Here is a 20899-nt window from a genome sequence, read left to right on the forward strand (position 1 = left end):
GGCCGTTTTTGCCTCACTGCCACATGACCGACGCATTGCAAACCTAGGATGGCCCTCATCTGCTTGATGAGGCCTGCCCATGAACCACTCGATCGCAACTGCCCTGACCAACCCCGGCGCGCCGATGAAAGTGCGCGGCGTGCAGAAACGCTTCGGCGCGTTCACCGCGCTGGATAACGTTTCCCTCGACGTGGCGGCCGGTGAACTGGTGTGCCTGTTGGGGCCGTCGGGCTGTGGCAAAACCACCTTGCTGCGCTGCATCGCCGGCCTTGAGAAACAAGACAGTGGCGAGTTGTACCTCGGCGATCGCGAAGTTTCCCACCTGGCACCTCAGGCACGGGACTACGGCATTCTCTTCCAGTCCTACGCGCTGTTCCCCAATCTTAGCGTCGAGGCGAACATCGCCTACGGCCTCGCCGGCAGTGGTCGCGATGAAGTGCGCCAGCGCGTCGGTCAGATGCTGGAACTGGTCGGCCTGATCGGCAGTGAGAAAAAATACCCTGGCCAGTTATCCGGCGGTCAGCAGCAACGTGTCGCACTGGCTCGAGCCTTGGCGCCGGCACCGTCCTTGTTGCTGTTGGACGAACCGATGTCGGCGCTCGACGCCCGGGTCCGCGAGCATCTGTGCACCGAGTTACGCCAATTGCAGCGCAATCTCGGCATCACCACCCTGATGGTTACCCACAATCAGGACGAAGCCATGCTGATGGCCGACCGCATCGCCGTGATGAACAACGGCAAGGTCGAGCAGTACGCCACGCCGCAGGAAATCTACGACCGCCCGGCCACACCCTTTGTGGCGGAGTTCGTCGGTCAGGGTAACTGGCTGCCATTCCACCGGAGCAGCGACAGTCATGCCCAGGTTGGCGGGATGAACATGCGCCTGGCCGAAGGCAGCGCTAAAACCGCCTCGGGCCGTTTGTTCTGCCGCCCCGAGGCCATCAACGTCAACCCGTCGGTGCATGAAGAAAACCTGTTCCCGGCGAAGGTTCGCGAGATCACCTTTCTCGGCAACCGCTGCCGCATGAGCTTCGAACTCGATCAACTGCCGGGCCATGCGCTACTGGCGGAATTGGCACCGGAAGCCATGCCGCGTCTCGGTGCCCAACAGATCATGGTCGCCTTGCCGCCGCGCAGCCTGCAGGTGTTTGCCTGATGAGCGCGAACGTCGCGCTGCCGATACCGCACAAGCAGGTTCGGCAGACCTCCCGTGCCGAGATCGGCGACCGGCTGTTCGTAGTCGGCGGCAAAATCCTGCTGCTGGGATTGCTCGGCGTCGCGGTGTTGATGCCATTGCTGGCGATTTTCTGGCGTGGTTTCAGCTCCGAAGCTGGACAGGGTGGCGGTCTGATCGCCGCTCGCGAACTGCTGACCAGCGCCAATTTCCACTGGCTGCTGGGCAACAGCCTGAAAGTCTCTCTCAGCGTCGCGGCCATTGTCGTACCGTTGGCTTATCTGTTTGCCTACGCTCTGCAACGTACGCTGATTCCCGGTAAAGGCATTTGGCGCGGCATGTCGCTATTGCCACTAATGGCGCCGTCGATGCTGCCGGGGATCGCTTTGGTTTACCTGTTCGGCAATCAGGGCATGTTGCGCGGTTTGCTCTCGGACAATATCTACGGCTTCTGGGGCATTGTTCTGGGCGAGGTCATCTACACCTTCCCACACGCCTTGATGATTTTGCTGTCAGCGTTGTCCCTGGCGGACGCGCGACTGTTCGATGCTGCTTCAAGCATGGGCGCCAGCCCGGCGAAAGCCTTTCGTAGCATCACCTGGCCGGCGACCCGTCAGGCAGTGTTCGCGGCGTTCTGTCTGGTGTTCACCTTGACCATCACCGACTTCGGCGTGCCCGTGGTGGTCGGTGGCGACTACCAAGTGCTGGCGCTGGAAGCTTACAAAGCCGTGGTCGGCCAGCAACAATTCGGTCGCGGTGCGCTGATCGGCATGGTCTTGCTGCTGCCGGCGCTGTTCAGCTTCGGCGTTGATGCCTGGCTGCGTCGGCGTCACGGCGACTCCATGAGCGGTCGGGCGCAGGTCTTTCAACCGGCGGCGTCAAAACTGCGGGACGGCTGCTACCTGGCCATCGTGCTGTTGATCTGCGCGGCATTGCTGCTGGTGTTCGGCATGGCGGTGTACTCGTCGCTGGTGAAATTCTGGCCGTACAACCTGTCGCTGTCGCTCAACCATTACCAGTTCAACGACACGGCGGGCGGCGGCTGGCTGGCCTACGGCAACAGCGTGAAGATGGCGTTGTGTACGGCGTTGATCGGCAGCGTGCTGATCTTCACCGGTGCTTACCTGATGGAAAAAACCAAGGGCCAGCGCGGATTGAATCTGACACTGCGCATGCTCAGTTTCGTCCCGATGGCGGTGCCGGGTCTGGTGCTGGGGCTGGGTTACGTCTTCTTCTTCAACCTCAGCGGCAACCCGTTGCATGTGCTCTACGGGACCATGACCCTGCTGGTGGTCTGCACCATTGCTCACTATTTGACCACTGCGCAAATGACCGCCACCACCGCGCTGCGCCAACTCGATGCCGAGTTCGAAGCTGCCGCGCTGTCGCTCAAGGCGCCGCTGTACCGGCACTACCTGCGGGTCACCGTGCCGATCTGCCTGCCGGCGTTGCTGGACATCGTGCGCTACCTGTTCGTCTCGGCCATGACCACCGTCTCGGCGGCGATCTTCCTCTACAGCCCCGACACCATCCTCGCGGCGGTGGCGGTGCTGAACATGGACGACGCCGGCAACGTCGGCGGCGCGGCGGCGATGTCGACCCTGATTCTGTTCACCTCGGCGGGCGTGTCCCTGCTGCTGGCCTGGGCCTCGCGCGGTTTGTTGCGTCGCTCCCAGGCCTGGCGGCAGACCGCGCCCGGTCTTTGATTCACACCTTCAACTCACACAGGAATTGCACCATGTTCAAGCCTTTGGCCCTGGCCGCTGCTGTCCTCACCGCTTTCAGCCTGAACGCTTACGCGGCAAAAACCGAGTTGACGGTGTACACCGCCCTCGAAGCCGAACAACTGAAGACCTACAAAGAGGCCTTTGAAAAGGCCAACCCGGATGTCGAGATCAAATGGGTGCGCGATTCCACCGGCATCATCACCGCCAAGCTCCTGGCCGAAAAAGCCCGTCCGCAAGCTGACGCAGTTTGGGGGCTGGCAGCGTCGAGCCTGGCGATCCTCGATCAGCAAGGCATGCTGCAAAGCTATGCACCAAAGGACCTCGGCAAGATCGGCGGCAACTATCGCGACGCCGCTAACCCGCCAGCCTGGGTAGGCATGGACGTCTGGGCGGCGACCATTTGCTTCAACACCGTCGAGGCCGAAAAGCAGGGTTTGAGCAAACCCGTGAGCTGGCAGGACCTGACCAAGCCTGAGTACAAAGGCAAGATCGTCATGCCCAATCCGGCCTCGTCCGGCACCGGTTTCCTCGACGTCAGCGCCTGGCTGCAAACCTTCGGCGAGAAGCAGGGCTGGCAGTACATGGACGACTTGCACCAGAACATCGGCCAGTACGTTCACTCCGGTTCCAAGCCATGCAAACTCGCCGCCGCCGGCGAATTCCCGATCGGTATTTCCTTCGAATACCCGGCCGTTCAGTTGAAGCGCCAGGGTGCGCCGCTGGACATCATCCTGCCGAAAGAAGGCCTGGGCTGGGAGATCGAAGCCACCGCCGTGATCAAAGGCACACCGCACGAAGACGCGGCGAAGAAGCTGGCTGACTTCTCCGCGAGCCCGGCGGCGATGGAGCTCTATAAAGAGAACTTCGCAGTGCTCGCGCAACCGGGTATCGCCAAGCCGCAGACTGAACTGCCGGCCGACTACGAGCAGCGTTTGATCAAGAACGACTTTGCCTGGGCGTCGAAGAATCGCGACCAGATCCTGACCGAGTGGCGCAAGCGCTATGACGGTAAGTCCGAGAAAGTGGCTGCCAAGTAAATCTTCGTAGGCTGACAGGGCCCCATCGCGGGCAAGCCCGCTCCCACAGGGTCTGTGGCGTTCACAAAACCTGTGGGAGCGGGCTTGCCCGCGATAGCGGTCTCAAATTCAGGGACAAATCCCCATGACACACCACAACGACATGCTAATCGTCGGCGCCGGCATTCTCGGCCTGTCCCACGCCTATGCTGCTGCCAGACGCGGTCTGAAAGTCACCGTTTTCGAACGCAGCGAAACGCCGCTCGGCGCGTCGGTGCGTAACTTCGGCCAGGCACTGGTCACCGGCCAGCCACCAGGGCCGATGCTCGAATTGGCCAGGGCCAGCCGCGACATCTGGGGCCAATGGGCAGAACTTGTCGGCCTGCAACTCAAGCGCAACGGCTTATACCTGTTCGCCCGCACCGAAGCGGAAGAGCACCTGCTGGAAGCCTTCTGCGCCGGTCGCGCCATGGAGCACGGTTACCGCGTCGAGCTGCTGCGCGGTGCGGCATTGCGCGATTTATACGGTGGCCAGTTCAGCCATCACCGCGCCGCGTTGCACGGCATGGACGACCAGCAGCTGTATTCCCGCGAAGCGATTCCGGCGTTGATCGACTACCTGCGTTGCGAGTTGGGCGTCGAGTTTCATTTCTCCACGCTGGTGCGCGACATCGAACCGGGGCGCTTGCACAGCACCGCCGGTACCTTCAGCGCCGAGCAGATCATCGTTTGCTCCGGCCACGATTATCAAACCTTGCTGGCCGAGCCGATTGCCGAACTGGATCCGCAAATCTGCCGTCTGCAAATGCTCCGCGCCCGCCCGCAGATCAACCTCAACCTGCAACACGCGCTGCTCACCGGTCTGAGTTGCGTGCATTACGGCGCCTTCGCCGATTTGCCGGAAGCCGCCGCGATACGGGCGCAGATTCTGCGCGACGCACCCCATCTGCATGAAAACGGCATTCACCTGCTGATCAGTCCGACGCCTTACGGTGAATTGATCATCGGCGACTCCCACCATTACGGCAGCGATCCATCACCGTTCAATGCCGAGCAGGTGGATGACTGGATGATTGAACTGGCCGAGCAGACGTTGGGCTGCAAGGTGCAAGTGGTCGAACGCTGGCAGGGCGTCTATGGTTCACGCGGGCCGGGGCCGTTCTCCTTTCTGCGGCCGATGCCAGGTGTGAGCGTGGCGCTGATGCACACCGGTGTCGGCATGAGCGTCGGGCCGGCGCTGGCTGAGCGTAACGTCGCGACCTTATTGGGAGACAGTTGATGGACCACCATGAGCAAGTGATCGCAAAGGTGTTCGGTCTGTACGAGCGTTTTGGCGACAACGATTACATCGGCGAACCGGTGTCGCAGATCGAGCACATGTCGCAAGCCGCCGAACTGGCGATGGCCGAGGGCTTCGATGATGAAGTGGTGCTGGCGGCGTTCTTTCACGACATCGGGCACCTCTGCGCCGTGGGTGCCGAGAACATGGGTGGTTTTGGGATCGTCAGCCACGAGCGACTGGGCGCTGATTATTTACGCCGCGCTGGCTTCAGCGAACGCATGGCGTGGCTGGTGGAATATCACGTGCAGGCCAAGCGTTATCTGACGCTCAAAGAGTCTGGGTACTACGAGCGTTTGAGCGAAGCCAGTCGGCGCACGCTTGAGTATCAGGGCGGGGTGATGACGGCTACCGAGGCCGAGGCGTTCGAGCAGGATCCGTTGTGTGCCGTCAGTTTGCGGATGCGTCAGTGGGATGAGTTGGCCAAGGAGATGTGGGTGCCGGTGATGGATCTGGGCATCTTGAAGGAAAAGGCGTTGCGGCTGTTGGCAGAGTAAAGTTTCACAACCGAGTCGCGCCCATCGCGGGCAAGCCCGCTCCCACAGGGATCTTCGGTGTTCATACAATTTCTGTATCACCCAAGACCTTGTGGGAGCGGGCTTGCCCGCGATGAGGCCAGAGCTGACACCGCAGATTGCGGGTCTTTAAAGTTGTTGCGCCAACACCTCAACCTGCTCCTGCCGCTCCCCCTGACTCAACTTCGAATTCGGATTAAGCGACGACCACTGCGGATGCGCCCGCGCCTTGTTCAGCGCTTCCGGCAGTTTGCCTTCGCGCCAGGTTTTGTCTTGCGGCGTGGCGACCTGAATGCTGTCCATCGCCGCGTGCCCACGGGAATTCAGGGCCTGCAGCAGTTGCCGCTGGCGCAAGGCCAACAGTCGTAGCACGCCGTCGTCGACGGTCAGTTCGCGCTGCCCTTTGATCTTGCCCAGCAGCCGGCTGCCGTAGCTGCGGGCAGTTTGCAGGGCGCCGCCGGCAATCGCTCCGGCCAGTGCTGCGGCGCCGAGGGTCAGGCCACCCACCAGCAAATCGACACCGGCTCCGGCCGCCGCGCCAGCCGCGATACCGCCGCCGACCCGCACACCGAGCTGTTTCAAAGTTTCCGGGTTGAACAGGTCATCGCCCCAGCGGCCATCAAGTAGCGGCAGTTCACTGGCCGCCGCGTCTTGTGGGCGGAAGGCATAGAGCTTGAGCAAGGCCTCGACGCAGCGTTGTTCACGCTGACGCACAGCTTTGCGCAGTTCGCTGATCGCTTGCTGTTCCTGCGCCGCCTCGCTGACCACACTGCGGCGGCAGGCGGCGCAATCGATCAATAAATCGGCAATCAGCCGCGCTGCACTTTGCTGACGGGCCAGGCGTTGGGCCTGCTGGTCGGCGATCAAGCGCTCCAGCTGTTCGCGGGAGTTTTCCAGCAGCAGCGCGAGGCTTTCATAGAGTCGACGCTCGCCATCCTCCGGCGGGGCGACGCTGTCGAAACGCACCAATGCATGCAAGCCCAATCGCGCCAGGGCTTCACGCCAATCCGGTTCGCGATGCTGGGCGCTGCTGACAAAATTCAGCACCGGCAGCAGCGGCTTTCCGCAACTGGCCAACACTTCCAGTTCGTCGCGGTACTTGGCCAGCACCGGCTCCCGGGCGTCGATCACATAGAGGCCGGCGTCCGAGGCGAGCAGTTGCCGCAGCACCTTGGCTTCCTGTTCGAAGCGCTGCCGGGCTTCGCTACCCTCCAGAAAACGCGCCAATCGTGCCGGGCCGTCGAGGCGTTCGCCGGGTCGCTCCAGGCGCTCAAGGTAGTCGAGCAGGGCGATGGCATCTTCCAGGCCTGGAGTGTCGAAGAGATCAAGCAACGGCTCGCCGTCTACCGACAATCGCGCGCCTTCGACGTGGCGAGTGGTGCTGGGGCGATGGGACACTTCGCCGAAGCCGACATCTCGCGTCAGCGTTCTCAGCAACGAGGTTTTACCGACGTTGGTGTGGCCGACCACAGCGAGTTTCAGGGGATTAATCATGACCCGTCTCCAGCCAGTTCAATGGCGCGCAATCGGCGAATGGCAGGTCCAGTTGCTGTAGCGCAACATGCCAGTCGCCCAGGCGTTCGGCATCCAGCGCTTCGCCGGGCGGCGCTTGCAGCAACCACACACGGGTGGCGGTAGCGCTGCGAGCCAGTTCGGCAATCAGCGCCAGGCTGCCACGGTCCGGCGAACGCCGTGGGTCACAGGCGATGGCCAGACGAGCCGGGGGAAAACGACTCAGCTGTTCGAGCAGTTTGTGCCGGGATTCTCGGCTGTCGAGGACGCCGGCGTTGTTGACGTTTTTCGGCAACTGCGGCGGCCACGGGCGTTGGTCGTCCAGCTCGATGGCCACCAGCAGCGCGCCATCGCTTTGCAGATCGCTGGCAGTGTTTTCAACCCGATGAAGTTGCGCAGGCGCGGCATCGCTGATGCCCAGGCGTTCGCTGGTGGGCATCAGCCGTTCGCGCAGTTGGGCGTAGCCGGGCAGGTTCAAATCCAGACGCAGGGCTGCTTGACCGGTTTTCCAGCGCCACAGGCAGAACAATGCAAGCAGCAAGCGCGGCAAAACGCCGTACACCAGCAGCACCCCAACCAGCCACGCCGCCCAGGCCTGGCGAGCGCTTTCGATGTTCAGCGCGGCGTCGCCACTGGCGCGAATCATCTCCACGCTCGGCACACTGAAGCCGAGCAAGGCCGGCAGGGCGCCGAGGGCTTGGGTCATGGCGACGAAGGTGTCGCCGCCGAGAATGGTGGTCTCCCAGACGAAACCGTAGCGCCGGGTCGCCATCAGCGTCAGCACCATCACCAAGGCACTGAGCATCGCCAGCAACCACAATCCGTTGACCAGCACACCCAGCGCCCAACGATTGAGTTTCTGCCGTTGCAGCAACAGCAGCAGTGCCGGCGCCAGTTGCGCGGCGTTGGCATCGCGGGCGAGTTTTTCACTGAGCCACAACCACAAGCGTCCGAGGGCGGCGCCCTGTTCGCCGGCGAACACCAGGCCCAGGGCCCAGCTCAATAGCAGAATCAGGTTCAGCCCCAGCAGGCTGCCCAAGGCCCAGAACACATTGACCGGGGACTGGCCGTCGCCCAGCGCGGCAAACGCCAGGCCGGCGCCACTGATCACGGCCAGCACGGCGAGCACGATCAACGCCAGTCGTGCGCCTTGCAGCCAGTGTTTGAGGGCGCGGGTCTGCCCGTCGCGCTCGGCCAGCCACCGGGCGCGGCATTGAATGCGCGTCGGCAGGTCGCCGCCGGCGCTGCGGGCGATTCGGTTGGCTTCCAGATCATCCAAGGGGCCTGCGTGTTCTTCACGCAGGCGTATGGTTTCGCTCAGCCAGAGGCTTTGCAGTGGAGTCAGTTCAGTCACGCGGCATCCCGTCGCTTAATTGAGCGGTGAGCATAACCGCTGTGACGCTTATCGGGGTAAGGGAGGCTCTGGTATCCTCGCCGACATGACTAAATCACTCCCTCTCAGCCTGATCGCAGCCCTCGGTGAAAACCGCGTGATCGGCGTCGACAACAGCATGCCCTGGCACTTGCCGGGGGACTTCAAATACTTCAAGGCCACCACCCTCGGCAAGCCGATCATCATGGGTCGCAAGACCTGGGATTCTCTCGGTCGTCCGCTGCCGGGCCGGCTGAACATCGTGGTCAGCCGTCAGGCGGATCTGCAGCTGGAAGGTGCGGAGGTTTATCCGTCGCTGGAGGCCGCGGTGGTTCGCGCTCAGCAATGGGCGAACGAGCAGGGCGTCGATGAGGTGATGTTGATTGGCGGGGCGCAGTTGTATGCGCAGGGGTTGGCGCAGGCTGATCGGTTGTATCTGACGCGCGTAGCGCTGAGCCCCGAAGGGGATGCGTGGTTTCCGGAGTTTGATTTGAATCAGTGGAAACTGGTGTCGAATGTTCCGAATCCGGCGGAGGGTGACAAGCCTGCCTACAACTTCGAAGTCTGGGAAAAAGCCTAAAAGCATCGCGGGCAAGCCCGCTCCCACAGTAATCAAGGTGGAACACACATTGTGTAAGCACCAAAAAACCTGTGGGAGCGGGCTTGCCCGCGAAGAGGCCCGCTCAGACGATGAAAATCTTAAACGTGAGCCAACGCCCCATGCTCATCCGCATCCAGCAGATCTTTATCGGTCTGCTGCATCATCTGGCTGGTAATCGCACCCGCCGTGATCGAACCACTCACGTTCAACGCCGTACGACCCATATCAATCAGCGGCTCAACCGAAATCAGCAACGCCACCAGTGACACCGGCAAACCCATGGCCGGCAGCACGATCAACGCGGCGAAGGTCGCGCCGCCACCGACCCCGGCCACGCCGGCCGAACTCAGCGTCACAATCGCCACCAACGTCGCGATCCACAGTGGGTCCAGCGGGTTGATGCCCACAGTCGGCGCGACCATCACCGCCAACATTGCCGGGTACAGACCGGCACAGCCGTTCTGGCCAATGGTCGCGCCGAACGAGGCGGCGAAACTGGCGATGGACTGTGGAATACCCAAACGGCTGGTCTGGGCTTCGATGCTCAGCGGAATGGTGGCGGCGCTGGAGCGGCTGGTGAAAGCAAACGTCAGCACCGGCCAGATCTTGCGGAAGAAGCGCAGCGGGTTGATTCCAGCCGCCGACACCAGCAGGCCATGGACTACAAACATCAAGCCCAGGCCGATATAGGACACCACCACGAAACTGCCGAGCTTGATGATGTCTTGCAGGTTGGAGCCGGCGACCACTTTGGTCATCAGCGCCAATACGCCGTACGGGGTCAGCTTCATCACCAGACGTACCAGACGCATCACCCAGGCTTGCAGGGTGTCGATGGCGTTGATCACTTTCTGACCTTTCTCGACATCATCCTTGAGCAGTTGCAGCGCTGCGACCCCAAGGAATGCAGCAAAAATAACCACGCTGATGATCGAAGTCGGCTTGACGCGAGCGAGGTCGGCGAACGGGTTCTGCGGGATGAACGACAGCAGCAGTTGCGGCACATTCAGGTCAGCGACCTTGCCCGCGTAGTCGCTCTGAATGGTTTGCAGGCGAGCCATTTCCTGGGTGCCGGCGACCAGGCCTTCGGCGGTAAGGTCGAACAGGTTGGTCAGACCGATGCCAATCAGCGCCGCGATAGCGGTGGTGAACAGCAGCGTGCCGATGGTCAGGAAGCTGATCTTGCCCAGCGACGAAGCGTTGTGCAGGCGCGCCACGGCGCTGAGGATCGAGGCGAACACCAGCGGGATCACGATCATTTGCAGCAACTGCACGTAACCGTTGCCCACCAGATCGAACCAACTGATCGAGGCTTTCAGTACCGGGTTGCCCGCACCATAGATCGTGTGCAGAGCGACACCAAAGATCACGCCCAGGACCAGCGCCAGCAGAACCTTTTTGGCCAGGCTCCAGGTGGTGTGACGGGTTTGCGCCAGGCCAAAGAGCAAGGCGAGGAACACCAGCAGATTGAGGATCAGCGGCAGATTCATAAAAGCTCCAATAACTTTGTGCCAGCTGCATTCCGGGGCAGCTGCGAACCGGCAAGCCTAACAGCTTGATATGTAATGATTTAATATCAAAAACAACGATTAACTGTCGTTTTTGGAATAAGCCGCTGACGCTGTGGGGAATGCCGCTGACGGAATCAGGATGCAAGCGGTCGCGGGCAGGCGGGGACTGTCATACAGATTTGTTAGCGTCGATATCTTTGAATCAGGGAGAAACGCAGATGAAGTTCGCACCGAAAATGCTGGCTGCCGTACTCTGCTTGGGCCTTGCCGGCCAAGCGTTCGCTACTGACCTGAAACACTGGCCAGCCGATCAGGCCAAGGCGCTGGACGCGATGATCGCGGCCAATGCCAACAAGGGTAACTTCGCGGTGTTCGACATGGACAACACCAGTTACCGCTACGACCTTGAAGAGTCCTTGTTGCCGTTCATGGAAAACAAGGGCCTGATCACCCGCGAGAGCCTCGATCCCTCCCTGAAACTGATCCCGTTCAAGGACACGGCCGACCATAAGGAAAGCCTGTTCAGCTATTACTATCGCCTCTGCGAAATCGACGACATGGTTTGCTATCCATGGGTCGCCCAAGTGTTTTCCGGCTTCACGCTTCAGGAGCTCAAGGGCAACGTCGATGAGTTGATGGCGTCTGGCAAACCGGTGCCGAGCACTTATTACGAAGGCGACGTGGTCAAGACCATCGACGTCAACCCGCCGAAAATCTTCACCGGTCAGAAAGAGCTCTACAACAAGCTGATGGAGAACGGCATCGAGGTCTATGTGATGACCGCCGCCTCCGAAGAACTGGTGCGCATGGTCGCCTCCGATCCGAAGTACGGCTACAACGTCAAACCGCAGAACGTGATCGGCGTGAGCCTGCTGCTCAAGGACCGCAAGACCGGCGAGTTGACCACGGCACGCAAGCAAGTCACCGCGGGCAAGTATGACGAGAAGGCCAACCTGGGCCTCGAACTGACCCCGTACCTGTGGACCCCGGCCACCTGGATGGCGGGTAAACAGTCGGCGATCCTGACGTACATCGATGAATGGAAAAAACCGGTCCTGGTGGGCGGCGATACCCCGACCAGCGATGGCTACATGCTGTTCCACAGCGTCGACGTGTCCAAGGGCGGCATCCATTTGTGGGTTAACCGCAAAGACAAGTACATGACCCAGATTAACGGCATGATGGCCAAGAACGCAGCAGCCCAGGCGAAAGAAGGCTTGGCGGTGACGGCGGATAAGAACTGGGTGATCGTGAAGCCTGAAGAGATTCAGTAAGACCGAGTCGCGCCCATCGCGGGCAAGCCTCGCTCCCACAGGGTCTGAGGTGATACATAGATTGTATGAGCACCGAAGATCCCCTGTGGGAGCGGGCTTGCCCGCGATGGGGCCATGACATTCACCATTAATGTTGAATGACACACCGCTTTCGCGAGCAGGCTCGCTCCCACATTTAACCGTGTTCAAAAAAAATGCCCCGCACTTGGCGTAATGCTGTTCACTTAAGCATTTGAGTCTCAGCTGGGCTTATCCGAAAATCCGATGCCAGATATCTGGCATCGGATTTTTTATGTCTGTTCAACAGGACCTGCTCGACCTCGGCGACCTTTTCAACTTCTGCGACCTGAGCACCTTCACCCAAAACATCCCCATAGAGTGGGTCGCGTCTGCGCTGGATCTTTCCAGTCAGGCCACCATTCGTCGACGTCGCCTGCCCGCTGACCAAGTGCTTTGGCTGGTGCTCGGCATGGCGCTGTTTCGTGATGAACCGGTTCACGAAGTGGCCAGACGTTTGAACATCTGCGCCCAAGGCCTGGCCTCTGACCACCTGTTGGCCCGTAGCGGTCTGACCGAAGCGCGTAAGCGGCTCGGCGCCGATCCCGTTGAGTGGCTGTTCCGCAAGACGGGAACTCAATGGGGCGCGGAGCGCTATGACGGTGACGCCTGGCATGAACTGCAGGTGTTCGCAGTGGACGGAGCACTCTTGCGCACCCCGGATACGCCCGAGCTTCGGGACCACTTCGGGTCGGGAAACACCCCGAGCGACCGCCAGACTCCGTTTCCCATGCTGCGCCTGGTGGCGTTGATGAATGTACGTTCGCACGTGATCCTGGATGCGCAATTGAGCCCTTACCGACGCAGTGAAATGCGCTTGGCCGACGAGTTCCTGCAGCAGATCCCCGATCACTCGGTGACGTTGTTCGACAAAGGATTCTGGGGGGCCGAACTGCTGTCGAGCCTGAGCAGTGCTGGTAGCAACCGTCATTGGTTGATCCCGGCAAAAAAAGGAATGGTCTGCGAAGAAGTGACCCGCTACAGCCAGCACGATCGTTGGGTGCGCATGAAAGTCTCGCCGCAGGCCAGGAAGCGAAACCCGACCCTTCCAACGCATTGGGAGGCCCGCGAAGTCAGTTATGAAATTCAAGGCAAGCTAAAGACCGTCATGACGTCATTGCCGGCTAACGCCTACAACGCCAAGGCCGTGGCCAAGCTGTATCAGGAACGCTGGGAGATCGAATTGGGCTTCAGGGACATCAAGAGCTCGATGCAGCAGAACGCAGTGACCTTGCGTAGCAAAAAAGTCGACTTGGTCTATCAGGAGGTTTGGGGACTTTTGTTGGCTTATAACGTGATTCGTCGGGAAGCCAGCCAGGCGGCGGTGGCGTTTGGCCGAGCCCCCTCGGACATTCGTTTCAAACCGGCTTGCCAGTACATTGCCGTGCAACTGATAGTGATGGCAGCGGCCAACCCGATTTCAGCCACAGGCAGACGATTGGCAGAGTTAAGGGCAGGTATCGGAGGATTGTTTCTGGATCACCGTCCAAGACCTTCAAGGCCAAGGACGGTGAAAATATCAAAGACCCGGTTTCCAGTAGACCGTAAGGCTGCTCCGCTTAAGTGAACAGCATTACGCACTTGGCGGGGCATTTTTGTTTCTGCGACTGACGCTTACAACCCGTCGAGCATCGCCTTGTTACGTACCGCACCCTTGTCGGCGCTGGTGGCCAACAGGGCATACGCTTTCAGCGCAGTCGTCACTTTACGTGGACGCACTTCCACCGGTTTCCAGCCTTTCTTGTCCTGCTCGGCACGGCGCGCTGCCATTTCTTCATCGCTGATCAACAGGTTGATCGAGCGATTCGGAATGTCGATCAGCACCTTGTCGCCATCCTGCACCAGACCGATCGCGCCGCCGGCAGCCGCTTCTGGCGAAGCGTGGCCGATGGACAGGCCCGAAGTACCGCCAGAGAAACGGCCGTCGGTGAGCAGGGCGCAGGCTTTGCCCAGGCCTTTGGATTTCAGGTAAGACGTCGGGTACAACATTTCCTGCATGCCCGGGCCGCCTTTCGGGCCTTCGTAACGAATGATCACGATGTCGCCGGCCTTCACTTCGTCGGCGAGGATGCCGCGTACGGCGCTGTCCTGGCTTTCAAAGATCTTCGCGTTGCCTTCGAACACGTGGATCGATTCGTCGACGCCGGCGGTTTTCACCACGCAGCCATCCAGGGCGATGTTGCCGTACAGAACGGCCAGGCCACCTTCTTTCGAGTAAGCGTGTTCGACACTGCGGATGCAGCCGTTTTCACGGTCGTCATCCAGGGTTTCCCAGCGGGTCGACTGGCTGAACGCGGTTTGCGTCGGGATGCCCGCCGGGCCGGCCTTGAAGAAGTGGTGCACGGCTTCATCGGTGGTCTGGGTGATGTCCCACTTGGCGATGCCTTCAGCCAAGGACTTGCTGTGCACGGTCGGCAGATCGGTGTGCAACAGACCGCCACGGGCCAGGGAACCGAGGATGCTGAAGATCCCGCCGGCACGGTGCACGTCTTCCATGTGGTACTTCTGGATGTTCGGCGCGACCTTGCACAGTTGCGGTACATGGCGAGAAAGGCGGTCGATGTCGCGCAGGTCGAAATCGATCTCGGCTTCCTGGGCTGCGGCCAGCAAGTGCAGGATGGTGTTGGTGGAACCGCCCATGGCGATGTCCAGGGTCATGGCGTTTTCGAACGCCTTGAAGTTGGCGATGTTGCGCGGCAACACCGACTCATCGTTCTCGCCATAGTAACGTTTGCACAGCTCGACGATGGTGCGGCCAGCTTGCAGGAACAGTTGTTCGCGGTCGCTATGGGTGGCCAGGGTCGAACCGTTGCCCGGCAATGCCAGACCCAGGGCTTCAACGAGGCAGTTCATCGAGTTGGCGGTGAACATGCCGGAGCAGGAGCCGCACGTCGGGCAGGCGCTACGCTCATACTCCGCAACCTTCTCGTCAGAGGCGCTGGAGTCTGCGGCGATCACCATGGCGTCAACCAGGTCGAGACCGTGGCTGGCCAGTTTGGTCTTGCCGGCTTCCATCGGGCCGCCGGACACGAAGATCACCGGGATGTTCAGCCGCAAGGAGGCCATCAACATGCCAGGGGTGATCTTGTCGCAGTTGGAGATGCAGACGATGGCGTCGGCGCAGTGGGCGTTGACCATGTATTCGACGGAGTCGGCGATGATCTCGCGGCTCGGCAGCGAATAGAGCATGCCGTCGTGACCCATGGCGATGCCGTCATCCACAGCAATGGTGTTGAATTCTTTGGCGACGCCGCCGGCCCGTTCGATTTCGCGAGCGACCAGTTGCCCCAGATCCTTGAGGTGCACATGGCCCGGTACGAACTGGGTAAAGGAGTTGGCAATGGCGATGATCGGCTTCTTGAAGTCGTCATCTTTCATCCCCGTGGCGCGCCATAGTGCGCGAGCACCGGCCATGTTGCGGCCGTGGGTGGATGTTTTCGAGCGGTAATCAGGCATGAAGCACTCCGGGCGGCTAATCAGGTATCAAAAGGGAAGTGAGCTTCTATTGACGTCTGGAACACTCAGAAATGGCCGTGTGTCCGGAAGTTGCCGATAACTTTGCGGGATCGCCGCGCGCTTCAGCTTGAGCTCATAAACCCGCCGGGGGATGACTGGCGATGAATCTCGCGATTCTACACCGCTGGCGTCAGGAGGGAATGCCGGAAAGTGTTGAACCAGCGCTGATGGCGCGTATGGAGTGACGATCGGCGGGATTATTCGACGCTTGGACTGGCTCTTGGGCTTTTGGCTCGGCGATTGATGCGACTGTTCAGCGCCAGCGCCACGCTGCTCAAGAGGATGAAGCTGTATCCAAGGGTGGATTGCAGGTTGGCCGGGCTCAGGCTGATGAGCGCACTGATCAACCCGCCGCAGATGAATGTCACCGTGCTGCCGGCCGACGCCGAGGTTCCCGCATTTTCAGGGAACAGGCTCATGGCTTGGGAACTGGAGGCCGGTCGAGTGATGGTGGTGCCGGCGGTACAGATAAGCATCGGTACCAGGACGGTGATCGGGGACAGCGCAAAGTGGCTCGCGAGGTAAAGCAACATGAGGCCGGACAGCAGGATCAGGCTCAACCCGCTGATGATTTGATGACCGGGGCTGATGTGTTTACCCAATAGAGTCGCCACCATGCCGCCGACAATGTAGGCGCCGCCGTATATCAACAGAATCAGCGAGAAGTCATAGGCCGATAGTTGGAGTTGATCCATGAAAATCAGCGGCGAAATGACGATGAACGAAAAATGGCAGGCGAAGGCAAAGGCTGAGATCAACCAGTAGGGCAGGAAGTCAGCATCACGCAGGACCCGACCATAGGACTGGAGGATATTCGGCCGGGCGCCGGTTGCCACCGGACGGGTGTTTTCGAGAAACAGACAGGCTTTGAGCAGTACCACACCAGCCAGTGCGATAAACACCCAGAAGCTGCCCTGCCAGCCCAGCGTGGCTTGCAGGAATGTACCGGCCAGCGGCGAGACCGAGATGAAAATGCCGCTGGCGGTGACCATCAGGATCCGCAACCGGATACGTTCCTCACCCTCGAACAAATCCTGAACCAGCGCTTGTGACAGCACGAAACACCCGCAGCCCAGGGCCTGAATGACACGGAATAGCAGGAAGTAGGCATAGTCCGTGGTCAATAGGCAGCCCACTGCACCCAGCATCGAAACGGTTATTCCGGCGAGCAACAGTCCTTTGCGCCCGATCACATCCGACAGCGGCCCGATCAGCAGTTGAGAGGCCGCTATACCGACGGCAAACAGACTGACCGACAGCGCGATATCGGCGCGCGTGTTGCGAAAGTGGTCAGCCAGGGCGGGGAACGAGGGAAGCAGGACATCCAGTGGGAACACGCCAAGCAGTACCATTGACAACAACAGGCTGACCGCCCCCCGACGCTGTCTGACGGTTGCCGCAGGGCGTCCTTCATCCATCGACAAGCCCTGCCTTCATGAACAGTTGCTGGTTGTAAGGCAGGTCGAAGAAACCGGCTTTTTTCAACGCCTGAAGCGTCGCACCGGCGCCAGATCGCGCACGCCGAAGGGTGGCTTGGGGGCTGGTCAGTTCGCCAAGCACTTGCGTGATGGCGATGTCGCCGATACCCGCGCTGAGCAGGCTTTCCCGCAGCCATCGCTCATCGGCCTCGAAGAAAATCCGGATGCTGTCCAGCAGCAACCTGGCGGCGAATAGGCGTTGACGGCTGTTCAGCGTCAGCCACAGGTAATGGAACACTTCAGAGAAATAGCGACTGTGGCGCGCCTCGTCCGCGAGATGATCCCTGAGCATTGCCTGGACGCTGGACACCAGGTCGTCACGGCAGACGTCGAGCAGTTCCCTGGCAATGATCGTCTCCGATACGAACCCGACGAGAAACCAGGCCAGCGCCCGGTGTTTGTCAGGTGTGCGCTCGAGCAGGGCGTTCAATCGCGTGATGCGGTAGGGCATGACCGGGCGCAGGTTGATCCCGTAAACCCCGGCGATCTGCTCGGCGAGGTTATTGGAGAACAGGGCGTGATAACCCTCGTCGGTGTAAAGCTGAAGCGCGGCGGTCTTCATCCGCGGGGGAATGTTGACCTTCAATTCACCGTGGATGATGGTTTCCACGGAACGGTTGACGATGCGGTGTTCGAGCACGGTGGTGTAGTCGAGGAAGTACACCAGATGATTGGCCGACAGCCGATGGTTGACGGTTGGACCTAGCACTTTGATAGCCGGGTGATTCAGGTAAGCCAGCAAGCCTGGGGGAAACCAGTGACGTGTTTCCAGTTGCTGCTCCAGGTCTGTCGGTAATAGATAGTCGTGCTCGCTGGTTCGCACCGACGCGCGGGTATTCCAGTCGCCGAGGGTGAAACGCAGCGCCCAGGAAACGGGGAGGTCTGACGGAGCAATGATGGGGGCGGTCATTGTTGCGGCTCCCGACTGCTCAGCAGATCCTTCAATTCCTTGCACATCACTTGTCCGTCGCTGTGACCACAGCCAACGAAAAACAAGGGTTGTTCTGCGGTGTTCTCGAGCCCCAGCAATGTTTCGACCTGATCGTCCGTCAGTGCTCCGGTCAGCCACGTGTTCAACCCCAGTGCAGTGGCCACCAGTTGAAAGGTCTGGGAAATATGCCCCGCCTCCACGAAGGCCATTCGGTAGGCTCGCGAGTGTTCATATTTCCACCACAACTTGTCGAAGCGAGCGGTAATGAACAGGCCTACGGGCAGGTTATTGATGAAATGTTGGCCACACAGCAACTGCCCCAGTGGCGAGTCAGGTGCCGGGTTGACGAAGCTCAGTGCATGGTCGGTGGGATGGTAGGCGTAGAGCCCGGGTTTCAGGCCGTTGACGTTTTGCACATGAAGAAAGCCTTCGCAGGCATTCAACCCGCCGGCGGACGGGCTGCTGCGTCGGGCACCGAGACCTTCGACAATGGTTTCGTCGACGTCATTTTCGCGCTCATGCAAGTAGCCCAGGGACAGGTAAAGCAGTGTGCCGACCTCTTCCAGTGAAATCGCTTCATCCGTGAAGGTGCGGCAGGTTTTGCGGCCGATCAGGACGTTGGCAAGAGAGCCCTCCGGCAGGCAGGAAGGTTCTGGCAGGGCAATCAGCGAGTGTGCCTGGCGTTCTGTGAGCCTGGCGTCCGGCGCGGGTGAGTCCAGTACTTCGGTGCAATGGTCCAGATAGTGTCTCGACCATTCATGAATATTCTGAGGAATATGTTCGCAGGGAATGTTCTTGGTGCCGATATGGAATATTTTCGATAGTTCATCCCAGCCCCATTCAATAGTGTCTTGTATGGAGGTGGTCAGTATTCCGGAGTTCAGAAGTTGAGTGTCTACTATGTTGCTGTCGTTATACAGTTTTGGATTGCTGATGAGTTGTGCAAGCCGGGTTGAGTATTCCAGATTAAGTTCAAATTGTTTGTGATTCTTGTAATCCCAGACTATTTGGCCGGGCGTACGAGGAAGTATGAACAGGTATGGATTTATCTGCATGATGGGCGGTTCGCTCTGGGCTGTGCCATAGAAAACGCTGGGTAGCCGGCACTCCCCAGCGTTTTATTTACTTAGCGGGTTTTTGGCACAACCAGAAAAGCCAGGTTGGCGATTTTGTTTGTTTCCAGAGTAATTGCTTTCATGTTTTTGACTCCTTGTCATTGATAGTGAGTGTCACTTCGCGGTGACAACTCAATCATAGGCGGTAATGAGCCCTTATCAAGGAGATATTAAGTAGGAATATTCTAGTAATTTTGTCGGAGCGGTCTGGGGGTAGGGGCAAGTTTGTAAGTTATATTCTTTTAAATAAAAGATGCAGGGAAACGTCCTGCAAGTCAGTAGGACCGCAAGAGTAAGAAGCAGAGGCTGAAGAGTGGATGTCGTGGCGTTAAAACGGCTGACGGAGAGCCTGTTGGCTCCCCGTCAAACCAGCGTACTCAGCTGTTTGGCAGCAGACGGCAGGTGATGCTCTTGATGTAGCGAGTCTCGGCAATGGCCGGGTGTACCGGGTGATCCGGGCCCTGACCGCCGCGCTCCAGCATCTGGATGTTGCGGTCCAGGTGACGGGCGCTGGTCAGCAGAATGTTCTGCAGGTCGTCTTCCGGCAGGTGCATCGAGCACGAAGCGCTGACCAGGATGCCGTCCTTGCTAAGCAGGCGCATGGCTTGCTCGTTCAGGCGACGGTAGGCGCCTTCACCGTTTTTCATGTCTTTCTTGCGTTTGATGAAGGCAGGAGGGTCGGCCACGATGACGTCGAAACGCTCTTCGCTGGCTTTCAGTTCCTTCAGGGCTTCGAACACGTCGCCTTCGATGCAGGTCATTTTTTCGGCGACGCCGTTCAGTGCGGCGTTGCGCTCGACGCCGTCGAGGGCGAAGGCCGAAGCGTCGACGCAGAACACTTCACTGGCGCCGAAGGCAGCCGCTTGAACGCCCCAGCCGCCGATGTAGCTGTACAAGTCCAGTACGCGCTTGCCTTTGGCGTAAGGTGCCAGACGCGCGCGGTTCATGCGGTGGTCGTAGAACCAGCCGGTTTTCTGTCCCTGGATGACTGGTGCTTCGAATTTCACGCCATTCTCTTCCAGAGCGACCCATTCCGGCACCAGGCCGAACACGGTTTCGACGTAGCGGTTGAGGCCTTCGGCATCACGGGCAGCGGAGTCGTTCTTGAAAAGAATGCCGCTTGGCTTGAGCACTTGGGTCAGTGCCGCGATCACGTCATCTTTGTGAGCTTCCATGGTCGCCGAGGCGATCTGGACTACCAGAATGTCGCCGAAACGGTCGACCACCAGGCCTGGCAGCAGGTCGGAGTCGCCGTAGACCAGGCGATAGAACGGCTTGTCGAACAGGCGATCGCGCAGGGACAGGGCAACGTTCAGGCGATGCACCAGCAGCGACTTGTCCAGCGGCAACTTGATGTCGCGCGACAGCAGGCGGGCGCAGATCAGGTTGTTCGGGCTCATGGCAACGATGCCCAGCGGTTTGCCGCTGGCGGCTTCGAGAATCGCCTGGTCGCCGGCCTTGAAACCGTGCAAAGGCGTAGCGGCTACATCGATTTCGTTGCTATAGACCCACAAGTGGCCGTTCCGCAGGCGACGGTCGGCGTTGGCTTTGAGGCGCAGGCTAGGCAGGGACATGACGTCGCTCCGGAAAAAAGAGCGGGAGTATAGCGTGTTGAGGGAGTGGCGGGTTTGGTGGTCGATGAAACGCGGAGTCAGTAAGGTGCGGAACCTGTGGGAGCGAGCAAGCCCGCTCCCACATGAATGCGCTTGACTGACTGTCGGATCCATCTTCTTAAGGGTTAGAATCCCCGCCTGACCCGGA

At 60.0% G+C, this 20899-nt stretch carries 16 protein-coding genes; 8 read left to right on the forward strand and 8 right to left on the reverse strand.

The features are described from left to right. Positions 1-79 precede the first annotated feature (79 nt). The 5 genes from PSH65_RS01780 (at position 80) to PSH65_RS01800 (ending at position 5753) form a co-directional block, all read left to right on the forward strand. On the forward strand, positions 80-1156 hold the full coding sequence (locus PSH65_RS01780; protein ID WP_305424662.1) for a putative 2-aminoethylphosphonate ABC transporter ATP-binding protein: 1077 nt from the start codon (positions 80-82) through the stop codon (positions 1154-1156). Beyond that, positions 1156-2880 (forward strand): putative 2-aminoethylphosphonate ABC transporter permease subunit, encoded by a 1725-nt coding sequence (locus tag PSH65_RS01785; RefSeq protein ID WP_305424663.1) that lies wholly within the window; start codon positions 1156-1158, stop codon positions 2878-2880. Before PSH65_RS01780 ends, PSH65_RS01785 begins: the two co-directional genes overlap by 1 nt. Before the next feature lie 32 nt (positions 2881-2912). Next, positions 2913-3938 carry a putative 2-aminoethylphosphonate ABC transporter substrate-binding protein gene (locus PSH65_RS01790; RefSeq protein ID WP_305424664.1) on the forward strand — a complete coding sequence of 342 codons (1026 nt, stop codon included), beginning with the start codon at positions 2913-2915 and terminating at the stop codon, positions 3936-3938. Positions 3939-4062: 124 nt separating this feature from the next. After that, positions 4063-5196: a TIGR03364 family FAD-dependent oxidoreductase gene (locus tag PSH65_RS01795; RefSeq protein WP_305424665.1), complete on the forward strand. Its 1134-nt coding sequence runs from the start codon at positions 4063-4065 to the stop codon at positions 5194-5196. Then, entirely contained in the window at positions 5196-5753 is a 558-nt protein-coding gene (locus PSH65_RS01800) for a phosphonate degradation HD-domain oxygenase (RefSeq protein WP_305424666.1), read from the forward strand. Before PSH65_RS01795 ends, PSH65_RS01800 begins: the two co-directional genes overlap by 1 nt. 147 nt (positions 5754-5900) lie before the next feature. On the opposite strand, the gene PSH65_RS01805 is transcribed toward PSH65_RS01800, so the two are convergent. After that, positions 5901-7265 (reverse strand): GTPase/DUF3482 domain-containing protein, encoded by a 1365-nt coding sequence (locus PSH65_RS01805; RefSeq protein ID WP_305424667.1) that lies wholly within the window; start codon positions 7263-7265, stop codon positions 5901-5903. Further along, a complete protein-coding gene (locus PSH65_RS01810) occupies positions 7258-8637 on the reverse strand; it encodes a DUF2868 domain-containing protein (protein ID WP_305424668.1) in 1380 nt (459 codons plus the stop codon). The genes PSH65_RS01805 and PSH65_RS01810 overlap by 8 nt, the downstream gene beginning before the upstream one ends. A gap of 85 nt (positions 8638-8722) precedes the next feature. Here PSH65_RS01810 and PSH65_RS01815 point away from each other — a divergent pair, with 85 nt between their 5' ends. Further along, complete coding sequence (locus PSH65_RS01815) at positions 8723-9235, forward strand: dihydrofolate reductase (protein WP_084322472.1); 513 nt, start codon at positions 8723-8725, stop codon at positions 9233-9235. Positions 9236-9354: 119 nt separating this feature from the next. On the opposite strand, the gene PSH65_RS01820 is transcribed toward PSH65_RS01815, so the two are convergent. Beyond that, entirely contained in the window at positions 9355-10746 is a 1392-nt protein-coding gene (locus tag PSH65_RS01820; RefSeq protein ID WP_305424669.1) for an L-cystine transporter, read from the reverse strand. Positions 10747-10985: 239 nt separating this feature from the next. Here PSH65_RS01820 and PSH65_RS01825 point away from each other — a divergent pair, with 239 nt between their 5' ends. Together PSH65_RS01825 and PSH65_RS01830 are read left to right on the forward strand one after the other, a co-directional pair. Continuing rightward, positions 10986-12041 (forward strand): haloacid dehalogenase-like hydrolase, encoded by a 1056-nt coding sequence (locus tag PSH65_RS01825; protein ID WP_305424670.1) that lies wholly within the window; start codon positions 10986-10988, stop codon positions 12039-12041. Positions 12042-12333: 292 nt separating this feature from the next. Beyond that, positions 12334-13665: an IS4 family transposase gene (locus PSH65_RS01830; RefSeq protein ID WP_305424671.1), complete on the forward strand. Its 1332-nt coding sequence runs from the start codon at positions 12334-12336 to the stop codon at positions 13663-13665. Positions 13666-13712: 47 nt separating this feature from the next. Here PSH65_RS01830 and ilvD read toward each other — a convergent pair whose 3' ends face one another. The 5 genes from ilvD to PSH65_RS01855 all read right to left on the reverse strand — a co-directional run bounded on the left by ilvD (position 13713) and on the right by PSH65_RS01855 (position 20712). Continuing rightward, positions 13713-15554 (reverse strand): dihydroxy-acid dehydratase, encoded by a 1842-nt coding sequence (gene ilvD, locus PSH65_RS01835; RefSeq protein WP_007897835.1) that lies wholly within the window; start codon positions 15552-15554, stop codon positions 13713-13715. A 257-nt stretch (positions 15555-15811) separates the two neighbouring features. Beyond that, positions 15812-17032, reverse strand: coding sequence for an MFS transporter (locus PSH65_RS01840; RefSeq protein WP_305424672.1), 1221 nt, complete (start codon positions 17030-17032; stop codon positions 15812-15814). Beyond that, entirely contained in the window at positions 17025-18002 is a 978-nt protein-coding gene (locus PSH65_RS01845; protein WP_305424674.1) for a diiron oxygenase, read from the reverse strand. Before PSH65_RS01845 ends, PSH65_RS01840 begins: the two co-directional genes overlap by 8 nt. After that, positions 17999-19078: a SagB family peptide dehydrogenase gene (locus PSH65_RS01850; protein WP_305424675.1), complete on the reverse strand. Its 1080-nt coding sequence runs from the start codon at positions 19076-19078 to the stop codon at positions 17999-18001. The genes PSH65_RS01845 and PSH65_RS01850 overlap by 4 nt, the downstream gene beginning before the upstream one ends. 437 nt (positions 19079-19515) lie before the next feature. Beyond that, positions 19516-20712: a class I SAM-dependent rRNA methyltransferase gene (locus PSH65_RS01855; RefSeq protein ID WP_007897847.1), complete on the reverse strand. Its 1197-nt coding sequence runs from the start codon at positions 20710-20712 to the stop codon at positions 19516-19518. Positions 20713-20899 lie beyond the last annotated feature (187 nt).

Source organism: Pseudomonas sp. FP603 (assembly GCF_030687415.1).
Classification (GTDB): Bacteria; Pseudomonadota; Gammaproteobacteria; order Pseudomonadales; family Pseudomonadaceae; genus Aquipseudomonas; species Aquipseudomonas wuhanensis.